General features: G+C 38.7%; 19 protein-coding genes. 5 read left to right on the top strand and 14 right to left on the bottom strand.

Annotation, left to right across the window (positions count from 1 at the left end; all coding sequences use genetic code 11):
• Window positions 1–47 precede the first annotated feature (47 nt).
• Window positions 48–746, bottom strand: a complete 699-nt coding sequence (locus J7E57_RS16850; RefSeq protein WP_215132077.1) for a hypothetical protein — start codon at window positions 744–746, stop codon at window positions 48–50.
• Between the two features lie 48 nt (window positions 747–794).
• On the bottom strand, window positions 795–1817 hold the full coding sequence (locus J7E57_RS16845) for a threonine aldolase family protein (protein ID WP_215132075.1): 1023 nt from the start codon (window positions 1815–1817) through the stop codon (window positions 795–797).
• Window positions 1818–2037: 220 nt separating this feature from the next.
• On the opposite strand from J7E57_RS16845, the gene J7E57_RS16840 reads away from it, so the two are divergent.
• Window positions 2038–2898 carry an N-acetylglucosamine kinase gene (locus tag J7E57_RS16840; protein WP_215132073.1) on the top strand — a complete coding sequence of 287 codons (861 nt, stop codon included), beginning with the start codon at window positions 2038–2040 and terminating at the stop codon, window positions 2896–2898.
• 217 nt (window positions 2899–3115) lie between these two features.
• On the opposite strand, the gene J7E57_RS16835 is transcribed toward J7E57_RS16840, so the two are convergent.
• Window positions 3116–3805: an NUDIX hydrolase gene (locus J7E57_RS16835; protein WP_051692040.1), complete on the bottom strand. Its 690-nt coding sequence runs from the start codon at window positions 3803–3805 to the stop codon at window positions 3116–3118.
• Between the two features lie 111 nt (window positions 3806–3916).
• On the opposite strand from J7E57_RS16835, the gene pfkA reads away from it, so the two are divergent.
• Genes pfkA through gap form a run of 3 tightly spaced genes read left to right on the top strand, consistent with a single transcriptional unit; the run spans window position 3917 to window position 6753 of the window.
• On the top strand, window positions 3917–4903 hold the full coding sequence (pfkA, locus tag J7E57_RS16830) for a 6-phosphofructokinase (RefSeq protein WP_108200905.1): 987 nt from the start codon (window positions 3917–3919) through the stop codon (window positions 4901–4903).
• 1 nt (window position 4904) lies between these two features.
• A complete protein-coding gene (locus tag J7E57_RS16825) occupies window positions 4905–5747 on the top strand; it encodes a hypothetical protein (RefSeq protein ID WP_215132071.1) in 843 nt (280 codons plus the stop codon).
• A gap of 7 nt (window positions 5748–5754) precedes the next feature.
• Entirely contained in the window at window positions 5755–6753 is a 999-nt protein-coding gene (gap, locus tag J7E57_RS16820) for a type I glyceraldehyde-3-phosphate dehydrogenase (RefSeq protein ID WP_029280245.1), read from the top strand.
• Window positions 6754–7445: 692 nt separating this feature from the next.
• Here the strand turns inward: gap and J7E57_RS16815 are convergent.
• The 3 genes from J7E57_RS16815 to J7E57_RS16805 are packed head-to-tail and all read right to left on the bottom strand — an operon-like array spanning window position 7446 to window position 9564.
• Entirely contained in the window at window positions 7446–8192 is a 747-nt protein-coding gene (locus J7E57_RS16815) for a metallophosphoesterase (protein WP_215132069.1), read from the bottom strand.
• A complete protein-coding gene (locus tag J7E57_RS16810; protein WP_215132068.1) occupies window positions 8193–8762 on the bottom strand; it encodes a hypothetical protein in 570 nt (189 codons plus the stop codon). It lies immediately after the preceding gene.
• A 52-nt stretch (window positions 8763–8814) separates the two neighbouring features.
• On the bottom strand, window positions 8815–9564 hold the full coding sequence (locus tag J7E57_RS16805) for a DeoR/GlpR family DNA-binding transcription regulator (protein ID WP_215132066.1): 750 nt from the start codon (window positions 9562–9564) through the stop codon (window positions 8815–8817).
• A 96-nt stretch (window positions 9565–9660) separates the two neighbouring features.
• Between J7E57_RS16805 and J7E57_RS16800 the strand changes: the two genes are divergently transcribed.
• Window positions 9661–10212, top strand: a complete 552-nt coding sequence (locus tag J7E57_RS16800) for a 5' nucleotidase, NT5C type (RefSeq protein ID WP_215132065.1) — start codon at window positions 9661–9663, stop codon at window positions 10210–10212.
• A gap of 189 nt (window positions 10213–10401) precedes the next feature.
• On the opposite strand, the gene J7E57_RS16795 is transcribed toward J7E57_RS16800, so the two are convergent.
• The 8 genes from J7E57_RS16795 to J7E57_RS16760 form a co-directional block, all read right to left on the bottom strand.
• Entirely contained in the window at window positions 10402–11757 is a 1356-nt protein-coding gene (locus J7E57_RS16795) for a glycine-rich domain-containing protein (protein WP_215132063.1), read from the bottom strand.
• A 414-nt stretch (window positions 11758–12171) separates the two neighbouring features.
• Window positions 12172–12780 (bottom strand): Crp/Fnr family transcriptional regulator, encoded by a 609-nt coding sequence (locus J7E57_RS16790; RefSeq protein WP_215132061.1) that lies wholly within the window; start codon window positions 12778–12780, stop codon window positions 12172–12174.
• 375 nt (window positions 12781–13155) lie between these two features.
• On the bottom strand, window positions 13156–14127 hold the full coding sequence (locus tag J7E57_RS16785; RefSeq protein WP_215132060.1) for a type IX secretion system membrane protein PorP/SprF: 972 nt from the start codon (window positions 14125–14127) through the stop codon (window positions 13156–13158).
• 21 nt (window positions 14128–14148) lie between these two features.
• Complete coding sequence (locus J7E57_RS16780) at window positions 14149–15087, bottom strand: gliding motility-associated C-terminal domain-containing protein (RefSeq protein ID WP_251029949.1); 939 nt, start codon at window positions 15085–15087, stop codon at window positions 14149–14151.
• A 31-nt stretch (window positions 15088–15118) separates the two neighbouring features.
• Entirely contained in the window at window positions 15119–15838 is a 720-nt protein-coding gene (locus J7E57_RS16775) for a hypothetical protein (RefSeq protein ID WP_215132058.1), read from the bottom strand.
• A 39-nt stretch (window positions 15839–15877) separates the two neighbouring features.
• Window positions 15878–17797 carry a hypothetical protein gene (locus J7E57_RS27350; protein ID WP_215132056.1) on the bottom strand — a complete coding sequence of 640 codons (1920 nt, stop codon included), beginning with the start codon at window positions 17795–17797 and terminating at the stop codon, window positions 15878–15880.
• A 508-nt stretch (window positions 17798–18305) separates the two neighbouring features.
• Window positions 18306–20270 (bottom strand): 1,4-alpha-glucan branching protein GlgB, encoded by a 1965-nt coding sequence (gene glgB / locus J7E57_RS16765; protein ID WP_215132054.1) that lies wholly within the window; start codon window positions 20268–20270, stop codon window positions 18306–18308.
• Between the two features lie 60 nt (window positions 20271–20330).
• Window positions 20331–22793: a glycoside hydrolase family 31 protein gene (locus J7E57_RS16760; RefSeq protein ID WP_215132052.1), complete on the bottom strand. Its 2463-nt coding sequence runs from the start codon at window positions 22791–22793 to the stop codon at window positions 20331–20333.
• Window positions 22794–22899: the final 106 nt, after the last annotated feature.

Raw genomic sequence — 22899 nt, 5'->3', positions numbered from 1 at the left:
TGCACCATTTAATAATGTGAACCTTTTAAAGCATTCATTTTTATTTACTATTTTGACCAAAATTGCCACCAAGGCCGTTTAACTTTTAATTCTTCTATACTCGCATTACCAGTGTCATCAATATTCCCGATCTGAAAGGTGACGGGTATTGATGATGAATCTGTGCTTGTACTAAAACTGATTTCATATTTTGTAATGCCGCTATCCGCTACTATTTGCTTTGCAATTTTATGATCAGGAAGTATTTCTTTGAGTTGAAATACGCACGTTGTTTTATTATTTTGAGAAAATCCTGCAAAATTCTCTTTGATAAAATTGAGCACATAGGATGTATGCTGTTCAATCAAAGCCAGGTAACCTAAAAATGATAAGGCAGCTCCACTTTCGGTTTCATCATTACCATAAACCTTACTAGCAGCATAGTGTAAGTTTTCGCTTGTAAATAATTTACCAATTGCTATGCATAATTGTGAAGGCATTGGAACAGGGTTTTCATTTTCTGATAAAAATCGCTGAAAGTAAATAAAAATGTCAGTTACTTGATTCAGATCTTCGTTTTTAAATCGATTACGGACGCTGGCGATAGCTTCTTTTCGAGCATCTTCATCCTTTGTTCCTTCAATAAGCTCAGAAGTGTTAACAATATCATTATATAAAGCCATGTTAATATTTTCAATTGACTTTTCATGCTGTTGTTTTAAGATCCCTAGAAATCCATCCAAAGGTGATTGATTGTTTTCACTCATAATATTGATGTTTACATTTAGTTATAGAGGTAAAATATGAGTTTCCCCTTAAAGGTGCAAAATTATTTCGATAGCTTGATCGATCATTTCAGCGCTCAGATCCAGATGTGTAACCAAACGGATCGTACTTGCACTGGTGGTATTGCAATGCAGTCCTTTTTCTTTCAATTGGTGTACAATTTTCTCTGCCGATCCTTTTTCTACTTCAAAAATAACAATATTGGTCTCAACGGGCATTACCGATTTTACATATTTTGCCCTGGCCAGTGCATTTGCCAAAGCCTGCGCATGGGCATGATCGTCTTTTAAGCGTGTTACGTGATGATCGAGCGCATAAATGCCAGCAGCAGCCAAAAAACCTGACTGGCGCATGCCTCCACCGAAAGCTTTTCTAATTTTTCGGGCTTTATGAATCATTTGCTTGCTGCCCAATAGCACAGAGCCAACTGGTGCACCGAGTCCTTTGGATAGGCAGACTGAAATCCCATCAAAATATTTGCCGTACTCGCCCGCCTCATCCCCTGTTGCCACAAGTGCATTAAAAATACGCGCACCGTCTAAATGCAGTTTCAATCCTTTTATATTACAGAGGTGATGGATCGGGGCAATCTGTGATAAGGTATAACAGCTTCCGCCACCTTTATTTACTGTATTTTCCAAAACAACCAAACTTGAGTTGGGATAGTGGATATTATCTTCATTGATTTCGGGTTCAATCAGCTCTGGAGTCAGAATTCCGCGTTCGCCATGCAACAACCTTACTGATGCGCCCGAGTGATAGGCAATGCCTCCAATTTCGTAGCGGTAAACATGTGCGGTCTGATCGCAGATCACCTCATCCATGGGCTGGGTAAAACACTTGATCGCAATCTGGTTGGTCATCGTTCCTGACGGGCAAAATAATCCGGCTTCCATATTAAAGGTCGAAGCCAGTTTTGTCTCCAACGCATGCACCGTTTCATCCTCACCAAAAACGTCGTCGCCCACTTTTGCATTCATCATGGCATCTAACATTCCGGCAGAAGGTTTGGTTACCGTATCACTCCTGAAATCTAAAAATCTGTTGTTCATTTCGCTATCTGGTTGTAAAATATTGTTAAGGTTAAAAAAAAAGACCAATGCCCTTTCTGGTATAATTTTAAGGTTTTTCGGCGATTAAACGCCCTATATAGTGTATTTTTTACACACTTAATTTTCGACAACAACAAATTGTTAAAAAATTATTAAAAAAAAGGATACAAAATATAAGACTTTTTATACTTTTATCGTGCTAAAACCAAAAATAAATAAAATGATAGTAATTGCAGACGGCGGATCTACCAAAACAAATTGGTGTTTGATTAACGAGGCCGGCAGAAAAATTTACTTTAACACCGAAGGTTACAATCCATATTTTTCAAAAGGAGAGTACATTGTAAAGTCTTTGAATGAGTCTCTTCCAGACCACTTGGAAAGAGAGAAATTAACAGCAGTTTATTACTACGGTGCCGGCTGTTCTACACCTGCAAATGTTAAGATTGTGGCCGATGCCATGCAACAGATCTTCACCAATGCAACCATTTTTGTAGGCCATGATTTACTTGCTTCATCTAGAGCACTCCTTGGAAACGAGCCAGGATTTGCTGCTATTTTAGGCACGGGTACAAATTCATGCCTTTATGATGGAGCTGAAATTACCATGAACATCGATTCATTGGGGTATTTCCTGGGTGATGAAGGTAGCGGTTCGTATATCGGTAAACGCATTTTAAGCGATTACATGAAAGGTTACATGCCGAAAGGGCTACGTGAAGCTTTTTACGACAACTACGCTTTAACCAACGAAGATATTTTCGATAATATTTATAATAAGCCCCTGCCAAACCGTTTCTGCGCAAGCTTTAGTAAATTCTTATACGATTTTAAAGATAACTACGAAGATTATGCTTTTGCTACCATTGACTATGCTTTTACTGCGTTTTTCGAAGCATTGGTAATCCACTACCCTAACTACAAAGACCACAAATTAAACTGTGTGGGTTCTGTAGGTTATAGTTTCCGTGATATTTTAAGTATAGTAGCCGACCGTTACGAAATGGGCGTGGGCAAGATTATCCGCTCACCTATAGATGATCTGGTACATTATCACCTGGAGCTGGCACCGAAAGCTTAGTTTGGAGTTGGGAGTTCTCAGTTTGGAGTTTCCAGTTCAGCGTTTTTAGTCTTCAGTCCTAAGTCTGGGTCTTTAGTCCAGAGTCAAATTACAATAAAAATCCCCGGCTTGAAATTTCAAACCGGGGATTTTTGTATTTATATTAAACGTATCTTTTCTGCTCCTTATCTCGCATCTCAAATCTCACATCTCAAATCTAATGTCTCAAATCTCACATCTAAAAAGAGATCTCCTTACCAAAAAGCTTCGCATATTTACGCTTATCAAAACGGTACAAAGTAGCCGCGCGATAAGAAACACCTTTTTGTTTTTCATCAAGCTCTTTTAGTACACCAAAACTCACAATCTTTTTTCTAAAGTTCCTTTTATCGAGTTTTTTACCCAAAACCAGTTCATAAACATGCTGCAACTGTGTTAAGGTAAATTTCTCTGGCAAGAGTTCGAAAGCAATTGGCTGGTGTTTAATCCGGCGTTTTATTTTTTCTAATCCTTTATCGTAAATTTTCTGGTGATCGAAAGCCAGTTTAGGCAGATCGGTAATCGGCAGCCAATTGGCTCGTTTGGCATAAGTACTGATCGGGCGTAGCTCTTTATCTCCGCCTAAACGGATCAAAGCATAATAAGCCAAAGTAATTACCCTTCCTTGCGGGTGCCTGTGCGGATCGCCAAAAGCATAATACTGCTCCATATAAATACCGCGCAAACCGGTAAGTTCGTACAAAATCCGAGAGGCTGATTGATCTAAACTCTCATCAGGACCAACAATGTTACCGGGCAGTGCCCACCAATCTTTAAACGGTTCTTCATTCCTTTCGATCAGTAGGATTTTTAATTCCTTACCATCAAATCCAAACAAAACGCAATCTATCGAGAATACAGAATCTAAATGAGGTAAAATTTGTTCCAAAGTAAAATTTAGTTATTTTAAGCAGATAAAGGTATGACTTTCAATATTAAGTAAAAAAAATAAAATAAATTACTTAGTGTAAAAAATACACACTATATTCGTATTATAAAGATGGAGCCAAATATAAAAAATATAGCCGTATTAACTTCTGGAGGCGATGCCCCTGGAATGAATGCTGCAATCAGAGCTGTTGTACGTACCGGAATTTACCATGGCATTAACATGTTTGGTGTAATGCAAGGTTACCAGGGTTTAATTACCGACAACATAAAACCAATGGACGCCCGTTCTGTAAGTAATATTTTACACTTGGGCGGTACCATATTAAAAACTGCACGCTGTTTAGAGTTTAAAACAGACGAAGGTCAACAGATTGCTTACAATAACTTAAAGAAAAACGGTATTGATGGACTAGTGGTAATCGGTGGCGACGGAACCTTCACCGGCGCGAAACGTTTTTCGGAAACTTTTGGAGTTAAGGTAATCGGTATACCAGGTACAATTGATAACGACTTAGTTGGATCTGATTTTACCCTGGGTTACGATACTGCTATTAATACAGTAATCGAAGCGATTGATAAAATCAGGGATACCGCCGATGCGCATGACCGTTTGTTCTTTATAGAAGTAATGGGCCGCGATTCGGGATGTATTGCATTAAGAAGTTCGATTGCCAGTGGTGCCGAAGCTGTTTTGTTACCTGAAAGGGAAACCAGCGTTAACGAATTGATTAATAAACTGGCCTTAGGCGCGGCTACAAAAAAATCATCGAGTATTGTTATCGTGGCTGAAGGTCATAAACAGGGTGGCGCTTACGATATTGCTAAGAAGGTAAAAGAAACTTTTGATCATTACGATACCAAAGTAACCATACTTGGCCACCTTCAACGTGGTGGTAGCCCAAGCAGTTTCGACAGAATTTTGGGCAGTCGTTTAGGTTTTGCCGCGGTAAATGCGTTAATTGCAGGCGAAACGGAGCAAATGGTAGGCTTAAAGGGAAACGAAATAAAATTAACCAGCATAAGAGAGGCTTTAACCGCTCATTCTTTTAAACTCGAGCCCGATTTAATGGAAATGACAGAGGTACTTTCAATATAATATGATAGCAGTTGTTTATAGCGGATCGAAAACAGCATTTTGGAAAATAACACAAAATGGACAGGTAGTTGCACATTGCAATACTACTGGCTTAAACCCTTGCTTTGTTGATCCAAAAACGATCTTACAGATTTTAAACAAAAAAGTTGCTTTGGTTAACAATGCAGAAAACATAAAGAAAATTTATTTTTTTGCAGCCGGAGCATCATCAGCAGACAGAAAAGAGGAATTGGCCAAAACCCTTGCATCATTTTTCAAATACAGCAAAATTGTAGTAGAAAATGATTTATTCGGTGCCGCCAAAGCCGCCTGTTATGATCAACCAGGGATCGTTGGCATGCTGGGCAGTGGTGCACATTGCGCTTACTTTGATGGAAAAAAGCCGATAAACAATAACTTTGGTTTGGGTTATATCTTAGGCGACGAAGGTTCTTCAAATTACTTTGGAAAAATACTCCTAAGGGAATTTCTGAGCCTTAAAATGCCTAAAGACATTGAAACCAAATTCACCTTAACGTACAATCTAGACCGCCCTCAAATATTAGAACGTATTTACAATAAGCCACAGGCGAATATATTTTTAACCTCATTTTTCGATTTCTTTACCCAAAACAGTAAACACGAATACATCCGTAAGCTGATTGATGGAGGATTTGAAAAATATATCGAAACTTATGTTTTGCCGATGGCAGAAAAATACAACGACCGGGAGATACATATTGTAGGTAAGGTAGGTGCCGAGCTGGAAGACCGGTTAAGGTTGGTAGCGGGCAGATACAACATAAAAATTAAAAGCATTATTAAAGAACCAATACAAAATTTATTAAAACATTACATTAATTAACAGAACAATGAGCAAAATTGGAATAAACGGCTTTGGCCGTATTGGCCGACTGGTTTTCAGAGCCGCATTAAAAAGAGGATTAGATATTGTAGCGATTAACGATTTGATCGAGCCAGATTATATGGCATACATGTTAAAATATGATACTACACATGGCAAATTTGATGGCACTATTGAAGTTGTTGATGGTAATTTAGTGGTTAATGGTAAAACAATCCGCGTAACTGCAGAAAGAAATCCAGCTGATTTAAAATGGGATGCTGTAGGTGTTGAAGTAGTGATCGAATCTACAGGTTTATTCTTAACCCGTGCCGATGCTGAGAAACACATCGCTGCCGGTGCTAAAAAAGTAGTTTTCTCTGCTCCTGCTAAAGATGGCGATATCCCTACTTATGTAATGGGCGTAAACCACCATAAATTAACTGCAGATCAAACTATTGTTTCTAATGCATCTTGTACTACAAACTGTTTAGCGCCAATTGCTAAAGTTTTAAACGATAACTTTGGTATTGTTGAAGGTTTAATGAGCACAATCCATGCTGTAACTGCAACTCAAAAAACAGTTGATGGTCCTTCTGCTAAAGACTGGAGAGGTGGCCGTGGCGGTTTCTCTAATATTATCCCTTCTTCTACTGGTGCTGCTAAAGCAGTAGGTATGGTTTTACCTGAATTAAAAGGTAAATTAACTGGTATGTCTTTCCGTGTTCCTGTGGCTGACGTTTCTGTTGTAGATTTAACTGCACGTTTAGAAAAACCAGCTACTTATGAGCAAATTAAAGCAGCTATGAAAGCAGCTTCTGAAGGCGAATTAAAAGGGGTATTGGCTTATACTGAAGACGAAGTTGTTTCTTCTGACTTTATTGGCGATGACCACGCGTCTATTTTTGATGCAAAAGCAGGTATCTCATTAAATGATAATTTCGTTAAAGTGGTATCTTGGTACGATAACGAATGGGGATATTCTTCTGCACTAGCTAAATTTGTAGAATATTACGCAAGTTTGTAACAAAAAAGTGCTTTAAGCGCTTTACAAGGCTATATAAAAGGCAACATTATTCATTTAATGTTGCCTTTTTGTTTTAAACACAATTTTCACCTATAAAATTCAATTTCAAAACCACATCTAAAATTGTTTTTATTCAATATTCACATCAAAAATCCACTTAATATCTTACAAAGACCAAAAAATTGCCAGTAAATTTCATAAAATCGACTTTTTACCAAGAATTAAACAAACGTTTGACTAAATCGTACCATAAATTGACAATATTTAACAATTACTTAACATATTTTTCTGCTATATTTGCAACACAGACGTTTTAAACACCAAAATCTCTTACAAAAGGGTCGGTAAATAAAAAATGACAAAAAAAATACTTAAATTTTTCTTAGTGTATTTTTTACACTATCAAATTTTTTACTATATTTGTAGAGTAATAAACGGAACGATGTTTATCACCACAAAAAAAGATAAATCATTTTCTTGAAAAACCCCGGTTTAGATAGAAGATTAAAGACAAAGCCTGGCTCATAACAGGTTTATATTTGGTTAGAAAAAAGAGACAAGTCTGGATAGATTGTCTCTTTTCTTATTTAAGGGGTATTTGTAATACAATAGCATTAAAAATTCTTCGAACGTGAAAATCTTATTTATAATCCGTTATTTGGTCAAGCAACATACCTATACAGGAAAGTTTTTTAAATTTCAATTATCAGTTCTTTTTGATAACCGTTATATTTTTCACTAATATATCCATGGGGATTACAAATAATCTCAGTTTCATCAATGTTGTACCTTACCGGAGTATGAATATGACCATGAACCCAGTAAGCCGGTTTGTATTTGATGATGACATCTTCGAGATCTGATGCATAGGCTGAAGCAACCGGATCTTTTCTATACTCTTCTGGTACAGATCTTATACTTGGCGCATGATGGGTAATAACAACGTTTTTATATGCCTTTGATTCTTCTAGGCTTTTCTGCAGCCATTTTTTAGAAATCTGATGGATTTTATAGGTGTCGATCGTCCTTAATTTTGAGTACGTGGAATCCCTTCTAATCATCCGATAATCATTCATTTTACTCTGACAAATTATACCATATTCTACGGGATTTCCGAATAGCGAAAAATCTGTCCATAAAGTCGCCCCATGAAACCTTATCCCTTCAAGTTCAATACTATCATTCTCCAGCACACTAATATTCGAACCCCTTGAGGCTTCCATTATTTTATTGAGCGTGTTGGGATACGTTCCTTTATAATATTCGTGGTTACCTAAAACATAAATCACAGGTTTGTCTGGAATATTTTCATTAATCCATTCTATACCTTTTGTACCTAAGTTGATGTCGCCTGCCAGAATGACCAGATCAGCATTTCCGAAAGGTAATTCAGAAACACCAAACTCCTGATGTAAATCACTTATGATCTGTATTTTCATTTATTCGGTTGATCTCCCAATTGTTCTATGTCGCCAAACAGCAATCACGTTGGTATCAGCATGGTGCTCTTTAGGATTATTTTCCAATAGAAGTTTCTTTATTTCATATGCTTTTTTAAAGTCACCAATAAGCCCTTTATCGTTTAAATCTGACGGCAGAAATGATTCATCAAAACCGCCGCAATTGGTTAAAGCACTAATATCAAATTCCTGATCCAATAGTTCATAACCTACAAATTCGTACCCATCAACCAAGATATCATTACCTGCCCGATCTGGTTCAACAACAACAGTCAAGAGATTAAATTTATTCCTAGGAACCATCCGTCTGAAAACGTAATCGACTGTTGTAAAAAAGTTAGTCTGATACAATTCTGCAACATGGATAAAATCCCAGTCCTCGCCATTGTTGTAATCTGGCTCAACTAAAACCTCATCTAGCATTCCGTCAAGCGAAACAAGCTCGGTTAAATGGAACAACTTAGCCCATTCGATATATTTATCCCAAGACATCCCCTCCTGATCAAAATTTTCATCGTATGTTCCACGTGCGGTATATAAAAACTTCATCTATTATTATTTTCTATTGAGCCATTGCCTGTAAATAATCGCTTAACACTTCCTAAACTACTTCAATTCCCAAATGTTTATAAGGCTTCAGGATTGCATTATCAGAATCTGTTTCAGTAATAATTACATCTACATCGGTAACCGGGCAAACATAGTAAGACTCTACAGTATTTATTTTCTCGAGTGCGGATAGCGCGATGGTTTTTTGCGCCTGGTTAATCATGATGTTGTTAAGTTGGGCATCTTCATATATAATGGAGGTAATACCCATACTATAGTGCAAACTACAGATACCAAGCATACAAACATCGGCCCTGACCTTTCTAAAAGTATCGATAGTTTCTTGCCCCATGGTGGTAAATGCCGTTTTATGTAACCTTCCGCCGGCAAATATCACTTCGGCATTGGGGTGGTCTTCCAAAATATTGGCAACAGGAAAGCTATTGGTAATAATGGTGATTTTTAAATCTTTAGGCAATGCGGCAGCCAGTGCTACTACCGAGGTGCCACCATCGAAAAACACTACCTGACCATCTTTCAAAAACGCTAAGGCTTTGTTTGCAATAATCTGTTTGTGCTGCTGATTGTACTTTTCCCTATCCCGGTAATGCTGTGGAATGGGCGAATGGGCAATTGCGCCACCCCTAACCGCCCTGAGCAGCCCTTGCATATCGAGCTCCTTAATATCACGGCGAACCGTATCTTCTGATACGTTTAACAATGTGCTCAATTCGTTCAACCGCACCTTGGTGTCTTTTTCCAGGGTATTAATAATGATCTGTAGACGCTCTTCTTTTACCATACTACTGCAATATATTGCAAATATATAAATTTATCAGGATTATAATTTGCAATATATTGCAATATTAAATATTTTTGTTGCAAAATATAGCAAATCATGAAAAAAACAATAGGCATTGATATGGACGGCGTTCTCGCCGACATAGAAGACCATATACTTCAGACCTACCAGGCAGAAACAGGCATTTCGCTTACCCGCAACGATATAAAAGGCAAATCGGAAGAAGAACTTTTTCCAGACAGGGCAATGGTAATGAAGATCTGCAATAGAACAGGCTTCTTCAGGAACCTGCCGGTAATGGAAGGCGCTGTTGAAGCCGTAAAAAAACTAATGGAAGACTACGAGATCTATATCGTTTCAGCCGCCATGGAATTCCCCTTATCGCTCTTCGAAAAACGCGAGTGGCTTGCAGAGCACTTCCCTTTTATCAGCTGGAAGAATATCATCTTTTGTGGCGATAAGAGCATAATAGATACCGATTATTTAATTGACGACCATTGTAAAAACCTTGATTTCTGTAAGGGAAAAGCCTTAATGTTTACAGCATTTCACAATGTAGAAAAAGATCATCACCAAAGGATAAATCACTGGAACGAGGTATCCGCATTATTGAAGGATCTTGAAGAGACAAAACTTGAAATCGTCTAGTCAAACATTTAGCCTCTTCATATCCACATGCCAGGAATAAAAAAAGGATGTAGCCACTGGCTACATCCTCTATCTAAATTAACACTCTCAACTAGAAGTTGATATAAGGCTCTCACCCCTTATGCCTACAATATTACGGCAGAAAGATTAAGATTTGATGAAGATTTTAATTTAAAGCAACAAAAATTATTAGTCGCCTCCACAACCACCGCAGCTACCGCAAGAACTTCCGCAGGATGAACCACAAGAACTGGCTCCGCCGCCGTCTCCCCCTCTACTCCTTTCGTAACTTACCAATGGAACAAGGGCTGCAGTTAACACAGTCGATCCATATAAAAAGTAACTCCATCGCCAATCCTGTTCATCTTTTATTGCAGGCAAAATTGCCGACTTATACAAATCAGGGATGGTACGGGCACAAAACTGCTGGTTGAGCACATAAAGGTGTTTAACCATAAAAATCACCAAAAATCCTGTCAGAAGTGCGATCTCAAAAATGGGTTTATCCCTTACAATACCTGTAGTTAAGCGAATGAGCGGAAACATAATAAGTGCGGCAAAAACTGTAAAATTTAAGTAAAACAGTTGTGCAAACTGTTTCGACTGGCTAAAATGCCATTTAAATGCATCCATACTTCTGGCGGTGTTTCTGAAAATCGCCCTTGTCTGCAATTGCCCTAGCAGTTCGGGATAGAAGACTTCGCCCCTATCTTTTAACACCGAAACAACCTGAAGCTGCTCTCCGGAGAGGCTATCTACATCCTTTGAAATATAAATACGGCGATGGGCATTTACGTTTAGCACACCCGCATGAATAAGTTCGCTTATAGGCCCGTTTATTACCTCGGCAAGTTGTTGTCTTTCAAGATAAACCAACTCAAATGGTTTAAGGTGGTAAACGAACGACTGCCGATCGAAATCGCGCGCAATCTGTTTAAATCTGTTTTTGGTATATAAACTGAGTATTACATAGGCGGGAAGCGCCAACCCGAGAAAACCCAAAATAAAATAAGGATTATCAATATGGATATAAACAGGTTTAAGCAAGTAATAAGAAGGAACTGTAAGCAAGATGAAAACCAGTACACCGTATAAGACAAAAAAACCAGTTTTAAGTTTGGCCGGTTCGAGTTTCAAGCCGGCCAACATGGTATCATATTCCCAAATCGCTTTGGGCTGTGTTCCAAAATGTTCATGATAAATGCGACTTGTCCGTTCTTTTGCCAGTCTAAACTGTTCTGCCTGCTCTTTTTGGTGTGTAGAGGGCACATGCTGGATCTGCTTACCAACCAGCGCACAAAAATCCTGATAAGATTGTGTAAAAATGAGGTGCTGATGCCAAACCGTATCTACAATGGCGGAAGGCGAAACTATTACATCAGAAATGGCCGCCATATACATAAATTTTTTATATTCTAATATGGCTTTTTCGGTAAAGTCTTTTGTCCATTGGTTTTCACTAGCCAACCTGATCGAAAAGTTATATTCGCCCGGTGGATGATCGAAATCAAATTGCTGTATGCTTTTCCAGAGGGTATCATTCATATCCAAATGCCACTACTTTTCAAATTCCAGCCACTTTCCTATCTTTTTCCAAGGAATGCCAAGTAACATAATTAATAATCCTACTACTACTTCCATACATAAATATACTACTAATCAGAAACATTAACAATATTGAATGAAGGCTCAACTGGGTATATAAGGACTAGCAGGCTGAAACAAAATAAGCCTCCCTAAAAAAGAGAGGCTTACGAATGTAATCTAAATCGTCCCGTTGATTTAATTTTTACTTACCCAAATTTAAATACAAATATGATGTTTAGTATATGCAATTTAAGGTTGTACATCAATATGTAAAAAGTGTATAATGTTATGTAAACATAGCGTTTAAAATGAGTATTCTTCGCACAGATCGACTTAACCTGTTATGATCAACCGCGAAACAGTTTTTTTTAACTACACCAGCTCCTTTACCAACTTACTGCGTATGCGGCTAAGTGTTTCCAAACGCATACCTAAATAACTGGCTATACACCTTAATGGCACTCTAGATATATCAAAAGAGCTTAGCTCCAAAAATTTTTCATAACGCCTTTCTGCCGAAGGAATTCTGGCTATTATGGCCCGCTCTGAGGCGGCATGATACTGGAGCGCTAAAATCTTTCTACCAATAACATTCGTTTCCTGGTAACTAGCGTAAAGCTTATCAATCAATAAGTGTGGAATGGCAACCAATTCTGAATTTTCCAATGCCTGCAAATATTCAATTGAGGGCTGAACGTTTTCATCGGGATGTTGAATCGCTCCAATAAATTCGTTCCCTAAACTGATCCAAGTGGTAATCTCTTTATTACCATCTTTAATAAAACCTCTTACCAAGCCTGATACTACGAAAAAAACATAATCATTATTATCAATGGGAGATAAAATGTATTTATTTTTCTTGATTAGAAGAGTATCTACATTTTTTTCTATTTCCTGGATAAATCCAGAGGTTATAGGGCATAAACTGCTGAAATAATTTAATACAGCGTTTACTAAAAATACCTTTCGGGATTCGAGCATACACAAATAGGGATAGACTTAAGACCCTTAATTATAGCGTTTTTTAACGGAATATAAAAATAAAGTAGATTATTAAGGCAATTATGATGTTTAAACACCTTTATAATGAATATTTCTTAATATTTTGAAGCACAAACTGATTTATTCGGGTAAAAATGCTGAGTTTAGTCTTATTAAACAACGAATAGAATATGCATGGCAGAGGCTGACAATCTTAAAAAAGAACGTAACACATAAGGCGAAACTTTTTTATAACATTCATTCCGTTCATTTTTTTTATGAAAAAAGCAAATGCGCGCAGACCACATGCAGAATAATAGACACTCCGTAAAAAGAAAAGAAATAAAGAAGGTCCGGGTGGAAGGCACCCGATTATTAGAAGTAACATTTTGGCCTTCTGCTTTTTGCAGTTTGCAGATAATACCCAATAGATATTTCGTGTGAGCCATAATCATAGCTACCGAATTTATTTAAACTATAATCGTAACCATAGCCAATCCGGAGGTTTTCGCGGACAAAAAACTCAGTAATCAATCCGATAGCACTCCTTGCCCTTAAATCGCTTTGTAATGCTGGCTTAGGATAAAATTTTACAGAGGTTCTATATGCAGCACCTAACCAAAGTTTTTCTTTGATCATTAAAAAAGCATTAAGATCCAGTGAGGTTGGCCCGTTCAAATCATCTTTGATCAAAAAAGTAGGTTTGAACATAAAATCATTGTTCACTGGAAATACCATTCCCGCCGTTAAATAAAAATGCGGCTTAGACGTAATACTTAAAAGATTATTATCCCTAAAAACAGGAAGGTATTGTGTAAGCAGGTTATTGGCAGAGAAACCGATAAAAAATTTTTCGTTCGAATAATGTACACCAGCCCTAATATCGGGTACAATTCGGCTTTCATATCCTGTCGGAATCTTATTGTCGCCGGTTTCATTTGGATCTAATAAACTTCCGTTAAGCCCCATCTGCATTACTCCCACTCCAACGCCAAAAGCAAGTACATTAGTTTCGGTACGGTCTAGCTTAATGCGATACGCAAAATTCCCTGATAGGTTTAACGAGTTCTGTGCGCCAATTTTATCTTTCGACACCAATAAACCCAAACCTAAACTTTCTTCCTTAACCGCTTCATCTACCGATATGGAAAGCGTTTGGGGAGCGCCCTGAATACCTGTCCATTGCGCCCGCACAAAGGCCTGCATATACAGTTCTTCTTTGTAGCCTGCGTAAGCGGGATTGATGTATAAACCATTGAACATATATTGTCCAAACTGGGCATTCTGTTGCGCGAACAGGCACAGGCCGATTAAATTAAACAATACCGTTAAAATTATCTTTTTCATATCCTCACATTTTAGTTCCATTTACCTGATAACTGTAACATAACCTTTAAATTCCTGCCATTGAGCACTTGCGGTTTTTACTTTAAGCACATAGAAATACGTTCCATCTACCAAACCATTCGCGGTCCAATCGTTTAAATAACCATCTTTCTCATAAACCGTGCTTCCCCAGCGGTTAATAATGGTAAGTCGGTTTTCGCTGTAACTCTCGAGGCGTTCAATAAAAAAGGTTTCGTTCTTTCCATCACCATTTGGCGTAAATACGTTCGGAATTTTAAGCCCTGTAATTTCTTTGGTATCAACTGATATATTGTTAGAAGGATCGGGATCTATTTCATTGATGGTAACCCTGGCACTATTAACAACATTACCAGGTTTCATTGCTCTTACATTAATGATCAGCTCAACAAAACTGCCATTGGCAAGTGACGGGATCGCCCAGGAAACTGTCTTGGTTTGATCGTTATAACTTGCGGTACCCACAATAGTTGGATCAACACTTACGAAGGTTAAATTTTCTGGAAGGTCATCCTTTACCTGTATGTTGGTAGCTTCACCAAGTCCATTATTGCGCACCAATAAATTGTATTTAAACACCTCAGTATTGATTACCTGTCTGCTTTCAGATCTTTTAACTATGGAAACATCTGCTGATATGGCTGTCTCCATAACCACTTCCATTTCTTCAGACAGATCGGAGCTACAGCCACCTAAGCTAAAAGTAATAACGGTGTATTTTCCTGCGGTGTTAACCACATAATCTTGCTCGGTAGCACCTAATATGGCGTTTCCATTTCTGAACCATTGATAAGATGTAGCACCTGTACCATTGGCCCTCAGTTTAACAGTAACGCCTGGTTTAAGGTTAAGCGTATTCGGATTGCTAGATTGCGCAAAGCATGCTGTTGCAGAAAGCAACAGCACACTGAACACAATTATCCCTAATCTGTTAAACATCATGATGGTTAGAGCTTGTTAGGCAATAACGCCTTTATGGTGCTACAGCAATAGTTGCTTTACCTGGTTTAACAGTAACAGTGATTGCTTTGCCGGCAGTTGCAGTACAAGTTGTTGCAGGCACAATCTGAACACCACCTGTAGCATAACTTCCAATAGCTGTGAAAACATACGCGCCTGGAGCCATGCCAGCCTTAAGCGTAAAAGTATCTCCCGAACCAGATGCTGCACCCAAAGTTGTAATATCCGCTACTCCAGTGCCACCGAGAGTTGCAGACCAAACATAAGTCATGGTTACACCAGTTGGTAATGTTATTGAAGCATCCTTACTCGCCGTAATTACCGTGGTCGCTGTTTGATCGGTACAATAAACACTTCCTGGAGCTGCAACAGCGATAATAGGCGTAGGTAATTTTTCTACAACGGTATTATCAGAGGCATCACTAGGACAGAGATTCGCATCTGCTGGCTGAACCTGAACAGAATAAGTATGGTTTCCCACTGCTAATCCTGTAGGAACCTGATAAAATGCATTTGTTCCATCAAATACAACTGGAGTTTGCGCAGTTCCGTCAACGGTCCATACAATTTTATCGCCATTAACAGGTGTATAACCGGTAAAAGTTGGATTCAATTTTACTGTACCTGTTCCGCACAGGTATACATTTGGCGTCTGTGCAAAGGCACCCAGCGGCAATAAGAACATTAAGAATACAAAGATTCTTAGATTGCGTTTTGTAGATTTTTTTGTCATAATGTTAATTTGTTAGGGATGAATAATTTATTTTCTTTTTTAATTAATAGATACTGTAGGTTTATGTGGCACAAGCTTTACCCTAAAACTAAAAGGGATAGCCCGTTCGCAGCCGTTTGCATTTTTAATGGTTAATACCCCTTGATATACTGCTACCGGTGTATTTGATGGAACACTGATCGTAATTTCATTTGCTGGCAAAGTTTGGTTTGAAACATTCGAAATTGGTCCAGCTACCCAGGAGATGTTATAACTAATGGGGTCGAAAACCGGATTAGCGTAAGGAATTTTGGTTGTAGTAAGTCCTTCGCAAATTCCAGGATTTGGTTCCAAGGTTAAATTCGGTAATGGATTTAAAATAACATTTACAGGCTCGCGACTTGCATTTTTACAACCTGTTAATTGATTAACTGCCTCAACATAGTAAGTAGTATTTGTGCTAAGAGCAGGGGTAGTATAGCTATTTCCTGTTTTTAGTGTTGTTCCTCCTGATACCGCTGAATACCAGTTGTAGGTGAAGCCAGCATCAGGTGTTGTAACTGAAAGTATTGCTGAAGATCCGCTGCAAATAGTTGTCCCAGGAACGCTTAAAGTTGGTAGTGGATTTACTTTAAGTGTAACCTTTAGGGGATCCGAAATTTCGGTTGAACAATACGTTTTAACTCCTCTCACATAATAATCGTATGAACCATCGGTAAGTGTTGTTGGCGGCGCAAAGGTTGAACCGGATCCGACCTCATTCCCTCCGGCTTCAGCATCGTACCATTTATATGTGGTACAGGCCTGCAAATTGTTAAGTGTAAAGGTAGCCGTTGAACCTTGACACACTTCTTGCTCATACTTATTATTTACGATACCTGCGCTTATAGGCTTAGCGGGCTTGCGTATTATTTCATGCACCCTTATAGCACCAAGAGCACCAAGAACACCTCCCGCAGAAATCTCCAAACGATCATAAGAAGTGCTTACTGGAAAAGTCATTACATACTTATCAGTACTTCCGGTTAACAGATCAATACTCAGAAAAGTACCCGTTTTCTTAAACGGCGGACCAGCTTTTACCCCATTGAGATAAGGCTGAACAGTAAACCCGGTCAATAGATCAGCCTCAAGAAGAGCTGAAGGACTAGAAAGAATAATAGTCACCTCATCTCCAGGTTGCGAAGGATTGCCGTAGATTGGAGATAAAAAAACCTTATTAAGAACAGAAACCCCCGTATTCAACGCCGCGAAGGTCTCTACATCTCCGTCAATTGCGCGCTCGGGCTTATCAACAAAATCAGTAACATTAAGAACTCCGCCTACAACCGTTGGAATCACACCAGAAAGCACATCAACTACCTCATTACAGGCTAGTGGCGTAGTGGTATTTTCCATAACATAAGCATGGAATACCTTAATGGAAGAACCTAAGGCCACTATGCTGGAAAGCTTTACATACACCCCGTTAAATGCTTGATGTGGTGTTAAGGCAATCTCGATTTCCCCTGTTCCACTTATAACTTCCGCAATATTTACAGAAGTATAAATAGGTGTTTTTACAGCATCCTGCCCTGCAAAATTCCCCAAACCAATAAGTGGCCAAGAGGCAGAAACATCATGCATATTTGTAAAGGAACCGATCTCTACTCCTGTTAAAACCCCCACTAACTGACTGGGAACAGATATTTTGACTATCACTGAAGTATTAGCTGCAAATGTACTTGTCAGTCCTCCATCTTTAAATTCCAAAAATTGAGTTGTTGCAGCAGCATTTAGGAGCCCTAAACCTACTTTTAGCGTCGATGCATCGGTAACCACACCATTTACTGCGTTGTCGGCATTTTCAATCTCCCCGTAAAATAGTGCAGGACCACCTAGTATACCTAGTCCTTCTCTGAGATAACCCTGATGGCTTGCATAAGTTCGTTTCGGTTTTAAACACTGCGCATGTAAAAACACAGGAAAAAAAACGCACACAAACACCAAGAAAGATAGACAAGAGCGCCTTTTCAATGTAAGTTTGGGATGACGTAAAAATTAAATTTTGTTTGTTTGCTCGTGATACAAAAGTACTGCGGGCCAGCACCAAATTATCCGTTCACTTTATTCATTAAAGCCTTTACCGAAACGTAAAATCCTGTTTTATTGATATTTATCAACAAAACTAAAGAATTTAAAAATTACAGACATCCAAGCAGATAGTCCATGTGAAATATTCCAACAACTTAGAATAATCGATTTTTTTTGCTGGTAAAAAGAACTTGAAATATCAATCGGTAAGAATAATTGACGGCAAAGAGACTGCGATATTTTTTTTTAGCAGATAATACTTGCAAGAGAAAAGAGTTATTGTATCTTTGCACCCTCTCTGGAAGCTTCCACTCCAGAGTTTAAGAAAGCCTTCCAGCAATGGAAGGCTTTTCTTATTTTAAGACATTTTAGAAAAAATTGAAGTTTTGGCGTGATAATAGTAGCAAACAATCTTTTATTTGCTCTTAAAAATCACTACAGCCAAGGGTGGCAAATCGACAATTATTGAATATTCCTGTCCGTTATAACCCTCTGGATCAGGAACAATATCCCCGCGATTATTAATGCCGCCTCCATAATAAACAATATCATCAGTATTAAAAATTTCTGTCCATTTGGTTTTAAAAGGAACACCAATTCTATAATTTTCACGCACCACCGGCGTTAAGTTTATTGCAATAACCAAAGTATCTTTTGCTTTTGGACCTTTGCGCATAAATGTGAAGACAGATTCGTTTGCATTATCGGCATCGAGCCATTGAAAGCCTTCATAACTAAAACTGAAATGATACAATGCTGGTTCTTTGCGGTACAGAAAGTTTAAAGCCTTAACGGTTTCCTGCATACCCTTGTGTGGCGCATATTGAAGCAAATGCCAATCTAGCGATTGCGTAAAATTCCATTCGTTGGTTTCGCCAAACTCATTCCCCATAAACAGCAGTTTTGCTCCCGGATGGGTGAACATATAACCATAAAGTGCCCTTAAATTTGCAAATTTCTGCCAGTCATCTCCAGGCATTTTATACAACATTGGCGATTTACCGTGTACGACTTCATCGTGAGAGAAAGGCAACATAAAATTTTCGGTAAAAGCATAAGTCATGCTAAAGCTCAACTGATGGTGGTGGTGTTTCCGGCCGAGGGTTTCTACTTTAAAATACTTTAAGGTATCGTTCATCCAGCCCATCATCCATTTCATGCCGAAACCTAATCCGCCAGCATGTACCGGATGGGTTACACCAGGGTAAGTACTGCTTTCTTCGGCAATGGTCTGTACACCCTCAAAATTTCCATAAACGGCAACATTCAGGTCCTGCAAAAACTGTATGGCCCCAAAGTTTTCACTTCCACCATATTCGTTTGTTGCGGCATCTCCATCTTCTCTGGAGAAATTGAAATATAACATCGATGCTACGGCATCTACCCTTAGGCCATCTGCATGATATTGGTCAATCCAAAACAACGCATTACTAATCAAAAAAGAGCGTACTTCGTTTCGATCATAATTGAAAATGTATGATTTCCAGTCTGGATGGAAGCCTTTCCGCATATCGGCGTGTTCGTACAGATGTGTTCCATCAAACTCATATAAACCATGCCTATCACCTGGGAAATGAGAAGGAACCCAATCCAATATCACTGCAATATCTGCTTTATGGAGCTCGTTAATCAGATACATTAAATCCTGTGGAGAACCATAACGCGAACTTGCACCAAAATAACCTGTAATCTGATAACCCCAGCTAGGGAAATACGGAAACTCCATTACAGGCATCAGTTCTACATGCGTAAAACCCATTTCCTTTACATAAGGCACTAGCCTGCCAGCAACTTCCCTGCAGTTCAAAACACGTTCTGGATTATCCGGATCGCGCTCCCAAGAGCCTAGATGTATCTCATATACCGAGATGGGTTGATCTAAAGCGTTTATTTTTGCTCTTTTTTTAAGCCAGGCTTTATCTTTCCAGGTATAATCGGTATCCCAAACAATGCAAGCTGTTTGTGGCGGATGTTCCCATCTTCTGGCATAAGGATCGCCTTTTAAATGCTCAGATTCATCAAAACCTTTAACAAAATATTTATAAACTTCACCCTTTGCAATTCCAGGGATAAAACCTTCCCAGATACCCGATTTATCCCACCTTATGCTCAGCGGATGTGCAGCGTTGTCCCAATCGTTAAAATTACCCACTACACTTACACGGATGGCATTTGGAGCCCAAACCGAAAAATAAGTTCCAGCGGTTCCATCAACAGTAATTAAGTGTGAGCCCATTTTCTCATAAAGCCTAAAATGCTTTCCTACAAGAAAAAGATCGATATCGTAATCGGTAAATAAACTGTGTATCCAAACGGATTTCTGTTTATCAGTCTTTGGTTGGGATGATTTTTTTACAAGAACTTTTTTTGCTGCTGGCATAGGTATTTTGGTTAGATTAGATGAAACCCCAAATACCAAACAGGATTTGGGGCTCAATGTTTACAGACTCAAGATCTGTATTTCTAAGAAGTTCTTATTGCATTTAAAATGCAGGATATTCTGATCATCGGTATAAAAGTCTTTCACCTCTTTATTATCGATAATGATCTTTTTGACCTGGAATTTTACGCCGATAACATTGCAAACATAAAATTCATAATTAGGCGTATACAATCCTTCATTACGCTGGTTCACTTTAATGGCCTGAGTATCGCCTTTTACAGTGAATTTTTTTTCCAGATAAATATCCTGCTCGTAAGCAAAAGTATCGCCATGATCTTCGTACATGTATGAATTAACCTCGTAATCGCTATGATAAATATTTAATACCACTTCGGTAATAGATTTTTCATCAACATATTGCATTACCGGATATTCTGGCAAAACTGTACCTGCCCTTACGAACATTGGCATACTATCTATCTTTGCATCAACCGTATACTCGTTACCGCCATCCAGAATTTCGTTGGTCCAGAAATTATACCAGGTACCTTTTGGGAGGTAAACTTTTCTAGATATTGCACCCTGTTCTAAAACCGGGCATATCAATAGTTTATCACCATAGCAAAATTCATCCTGACGGAAGCTGTTGCTGATATTTTCTTGCTCAAGCATCACTAAAGGCCTTAAAATAGGAAAGCCATAACGATGATGCTCCCAGAAAACCGAATATAGATAAGGCATTAAACGATATCTTAATTCGATAAACTTACGGTTGATATCTTCGAAAAACTGGCCAAAGCTCCAAGGTTCCCGTTCAGCGGTATCGCCGGCAGAGTGTGCACGCATAAAAGGAGAAAATGTACCTAGTTGGATCCAGCGGGTAAACAACTCTCCATCTGGCTCACCACTAAATCCGCCGATATCTGTTCCACAGAAAGGCACACCAGAAACCGATAAACGCTGGCACTGTATATTTCCGATCTTTAAATGCTCCCAGGTTGCGATATTATCGCCGGTCCAAACACTTGCATAACGCTGCATGCCCGCATAACCAGCCCTTGTAATCGTAAACGGACGTTTATTGCGCATCAGTTTTTTTAAGCCCTCGTAGGTAGAACGCACCATCTGCATGCCGTAAACATTGTGTGCCTTACGGTGTGAGCCGCGGTAACCATCATAATTATGGCGGACATCGTTGGGGAAAGTTCCTGAACCAAACACAGCTGGTTCGTTCATATCGTTCCAGAAACCTGCAACGCCCATATCTACCAGCTCTTTATATAAATTACCCCACCAGCTCCGTACTTTTGGATTGGTAAAATCGGGAAACTGACAGCGCCCTGGCCAAACATGCCCTTCCATATAATAATCGTCGCTGCGGCGACAGAAAAATCTTTTCTCTTTACCTTCTTTAAAAACCCAGTAATCATCATCTACCTTAATTCCAGGATCGATCATTACAACGGTTTTAAAACCATCATCAGATAGCTCTTTGATCATTCTTCGCGGATCTGGGAAGTATTTTTTATTCCAGGTAAAACAGCGGTAGCCATCCATGTAATCGATATCCAGATAAATGGCATCGCAAGGGATTTTACGTTCCCTGAACTGCTTGGCTATTTCTTTAACTTTTGTTTCGGGGTAATAACTCCAGCGGCACTGCTGATAACCCAAAGTCCATTTTGGTGGCATAGGGTGTGTTCCCGTTAAAGTTGCATAACGTTTAACAACATCCATAATATGCGGGCCATGGATATAATAGTATTGCAGTTCTCCGCCATCGGCCCAGAAACTGGTTTTATTTACGTCTTCGCCACCAAAATCGAAATATGATTTAAAGGTATTATCGAAAAAGATACCATAGGCAGCCTGATTGTGCAAACCGATATAAAAAGGTATAGTACGGTAAAGTGGGTCCTGGTTCCAACCGAAGGAGTAAGCATCGGTATTCCAGTTTTCGAAACGGCGGCCCCGCAGGTTAAAATTACCAGATTTATCACCCAAACCGAAGAAATTTTCTTCGGGGTGGCATTTTTTGGTTGCGTAGATATAATAACCACCAAAATCTACATTTTCTTCCCAGTGCATAGAATTGGCTTCATCAACCATTACTACATTGGTAATATTATCAGAAAAAGAAATATGGAAGTTTGCTTTTTCTATTTTACAGGTTACCGCATGGGTAGAAATCGTGAAATGATCATCATGTTCCTGCATTTTAAAAACAGACACTTTTTGATCTACTTCGGGTACGGCATAAGAAAAATCCTCTAAGAAAACGCCATGAGGAGCCAGGCGAACGCGGATAATATCGTCGCTTACCACCCGAACTTCTACTCTTGCATCACCGTCAGAAAAATAAAAACGGTTGCCCTCCTTTTTTACTTTTTTAACTGCACCGAGGTATTGTTTAACAATTGGCTTTACCGATATATCAACTGGATTGTTTAAATGCTGTATTTCTTGCTCCTTTTCGACCAGATCACTTGTCTCGTTAGGTTTGTCGTTTTGCGCTTCCATCCTTATTTATTCAAAATTTTAAATTCATGGTTCTTAAACCGGGATGTGCTTAAGAAAGTACTATAATACAAATATTTTACAAAAGGGGTGTAGCTTTTTTATGAAA

The organism is Pedobacter sp. ISL-64, from assembly GCF_018613605.1.
Taxonomy (GTDB): Bacteria; Bacteroidota; Bacteroidia; order Sphingobacteriales; family Sphingobacteriaceae; genus Pedobacter.
Note: the sequence above shows the minus strand (reverse complement) of the source record. Positions and strands in the feature narration are given on the sequence as shown.

Coding starts and splice junctions, on each gene's coding strand:
- J7E57_RS16850 (WP_215132077.1), bottom strand. CDS start 746: ATGAGTGAAAACAATCAATCACCTTTGGATGGATTTCTAGGGATCTTA.
- J7E57_RS16845 (WP_215132075.1), bottom strand. CDS start 1,817: ATGAACAACAGATTTTTAGATTTCAGGAGTGATACGGTAACCAAACCT.
- J7E57_RS16840 (WP_215132073.1), top strand. CDS start 2,038: ATGATAGTAATTGCAGACGGCGGATCTACCAAAACAAATTGGTGTTTG.
- pfkA (WP_108200905.1), top strand. CDS start 3,917: ATGGAGCCAAATATAAAAAATATAGCCGTATTAACTTCTGGAGGCGAT.
- J7E57_RS16825 (WP_215132071.1), top strand. CDS start 4,905: ATGATAGCAGTTGTTTATAGCGGATCGAAAACAGCATTTTGGAAAATA.
- gap (WP_029280245.1), top strand. CDS start 5,755: ATGAGCAAAATTGGAATAAACGGCTTTGGCCGTATTGGCCGACTGGTT.
- J7E57_RS16815 (WP_215132069.1), bottom strand. CDS start 8,192: ATGAAAATACAGATCATAAGTGATTTACATCAGGAGTTTGGTGTTTCT.
- J7E57_RS16810 (WP_215132068.1), bottom strand. CDS start 8,762: ATGAAGTTTTTATATACCGCACGTGGAACATACGATGAAAATTTTGAT.
- J7E57_RS16805 (WP_215132066.1), bottom strand. CDS start 9,564: ATGGTAAAAGAAGAGCGTCTACAGATCATTATTAATACCCTGGAAAAA.
- J7E57_RS16800 (WP_215132065.1), top strand. CDS start 9,661: ATGAAAAAAACAATAGGCATTGATATGGACGGCGTTCTCGCCGACATA.
- J7E57_RS16795 (WP_215132063.1), bottom strand. CDS start 11,757: ATGAATGATACCCTCTGGAAAAGCATACAGCAATTTGATTTCGATCAT.
- J7E57_RS16790 (WP_215132061.1), bottom strand. CDS start 12,780: ATGCTCGAATCCCGAAAGGTATTTTTAGTAAACGCTGTATTAAATTAT.
- J7E57_RS16785 (WP_215132060.1), bottom strand. CDS start 14,127: ATGAAAAAGATAATTTTAACGGTATTGTTTAATTTAATCGGCCTGTGC.
- J7E57_RS16780 (WP_251029949.1), bottom strand. CDS start 15,087: ATGATGTTTAACAGATTAGGGATAATTGTGTTCAGTGTGCTGTTGCTT.
- J7E57_RS16775 (WP_215132058.1), bottom strand. CDS start 15,838: ATGACAAAAAAATCTACAAAACGCAATCTAAGAATCTTTGTATTCTTA.
- glgB (WP_215132054.1), bottom strand. CDS start 20,270: ATGCCAGCAGCAAAAAAAGTTCTTGTAAAAAAATCATCCCAACCAAAG.
- J7E57_RS16760 (WP_215132052.1), bottom strand. CDS start 22,793: ATGGAAGCGCAAAACGACAAACCTAACGAGACAAGTGATCTGGTCGAA.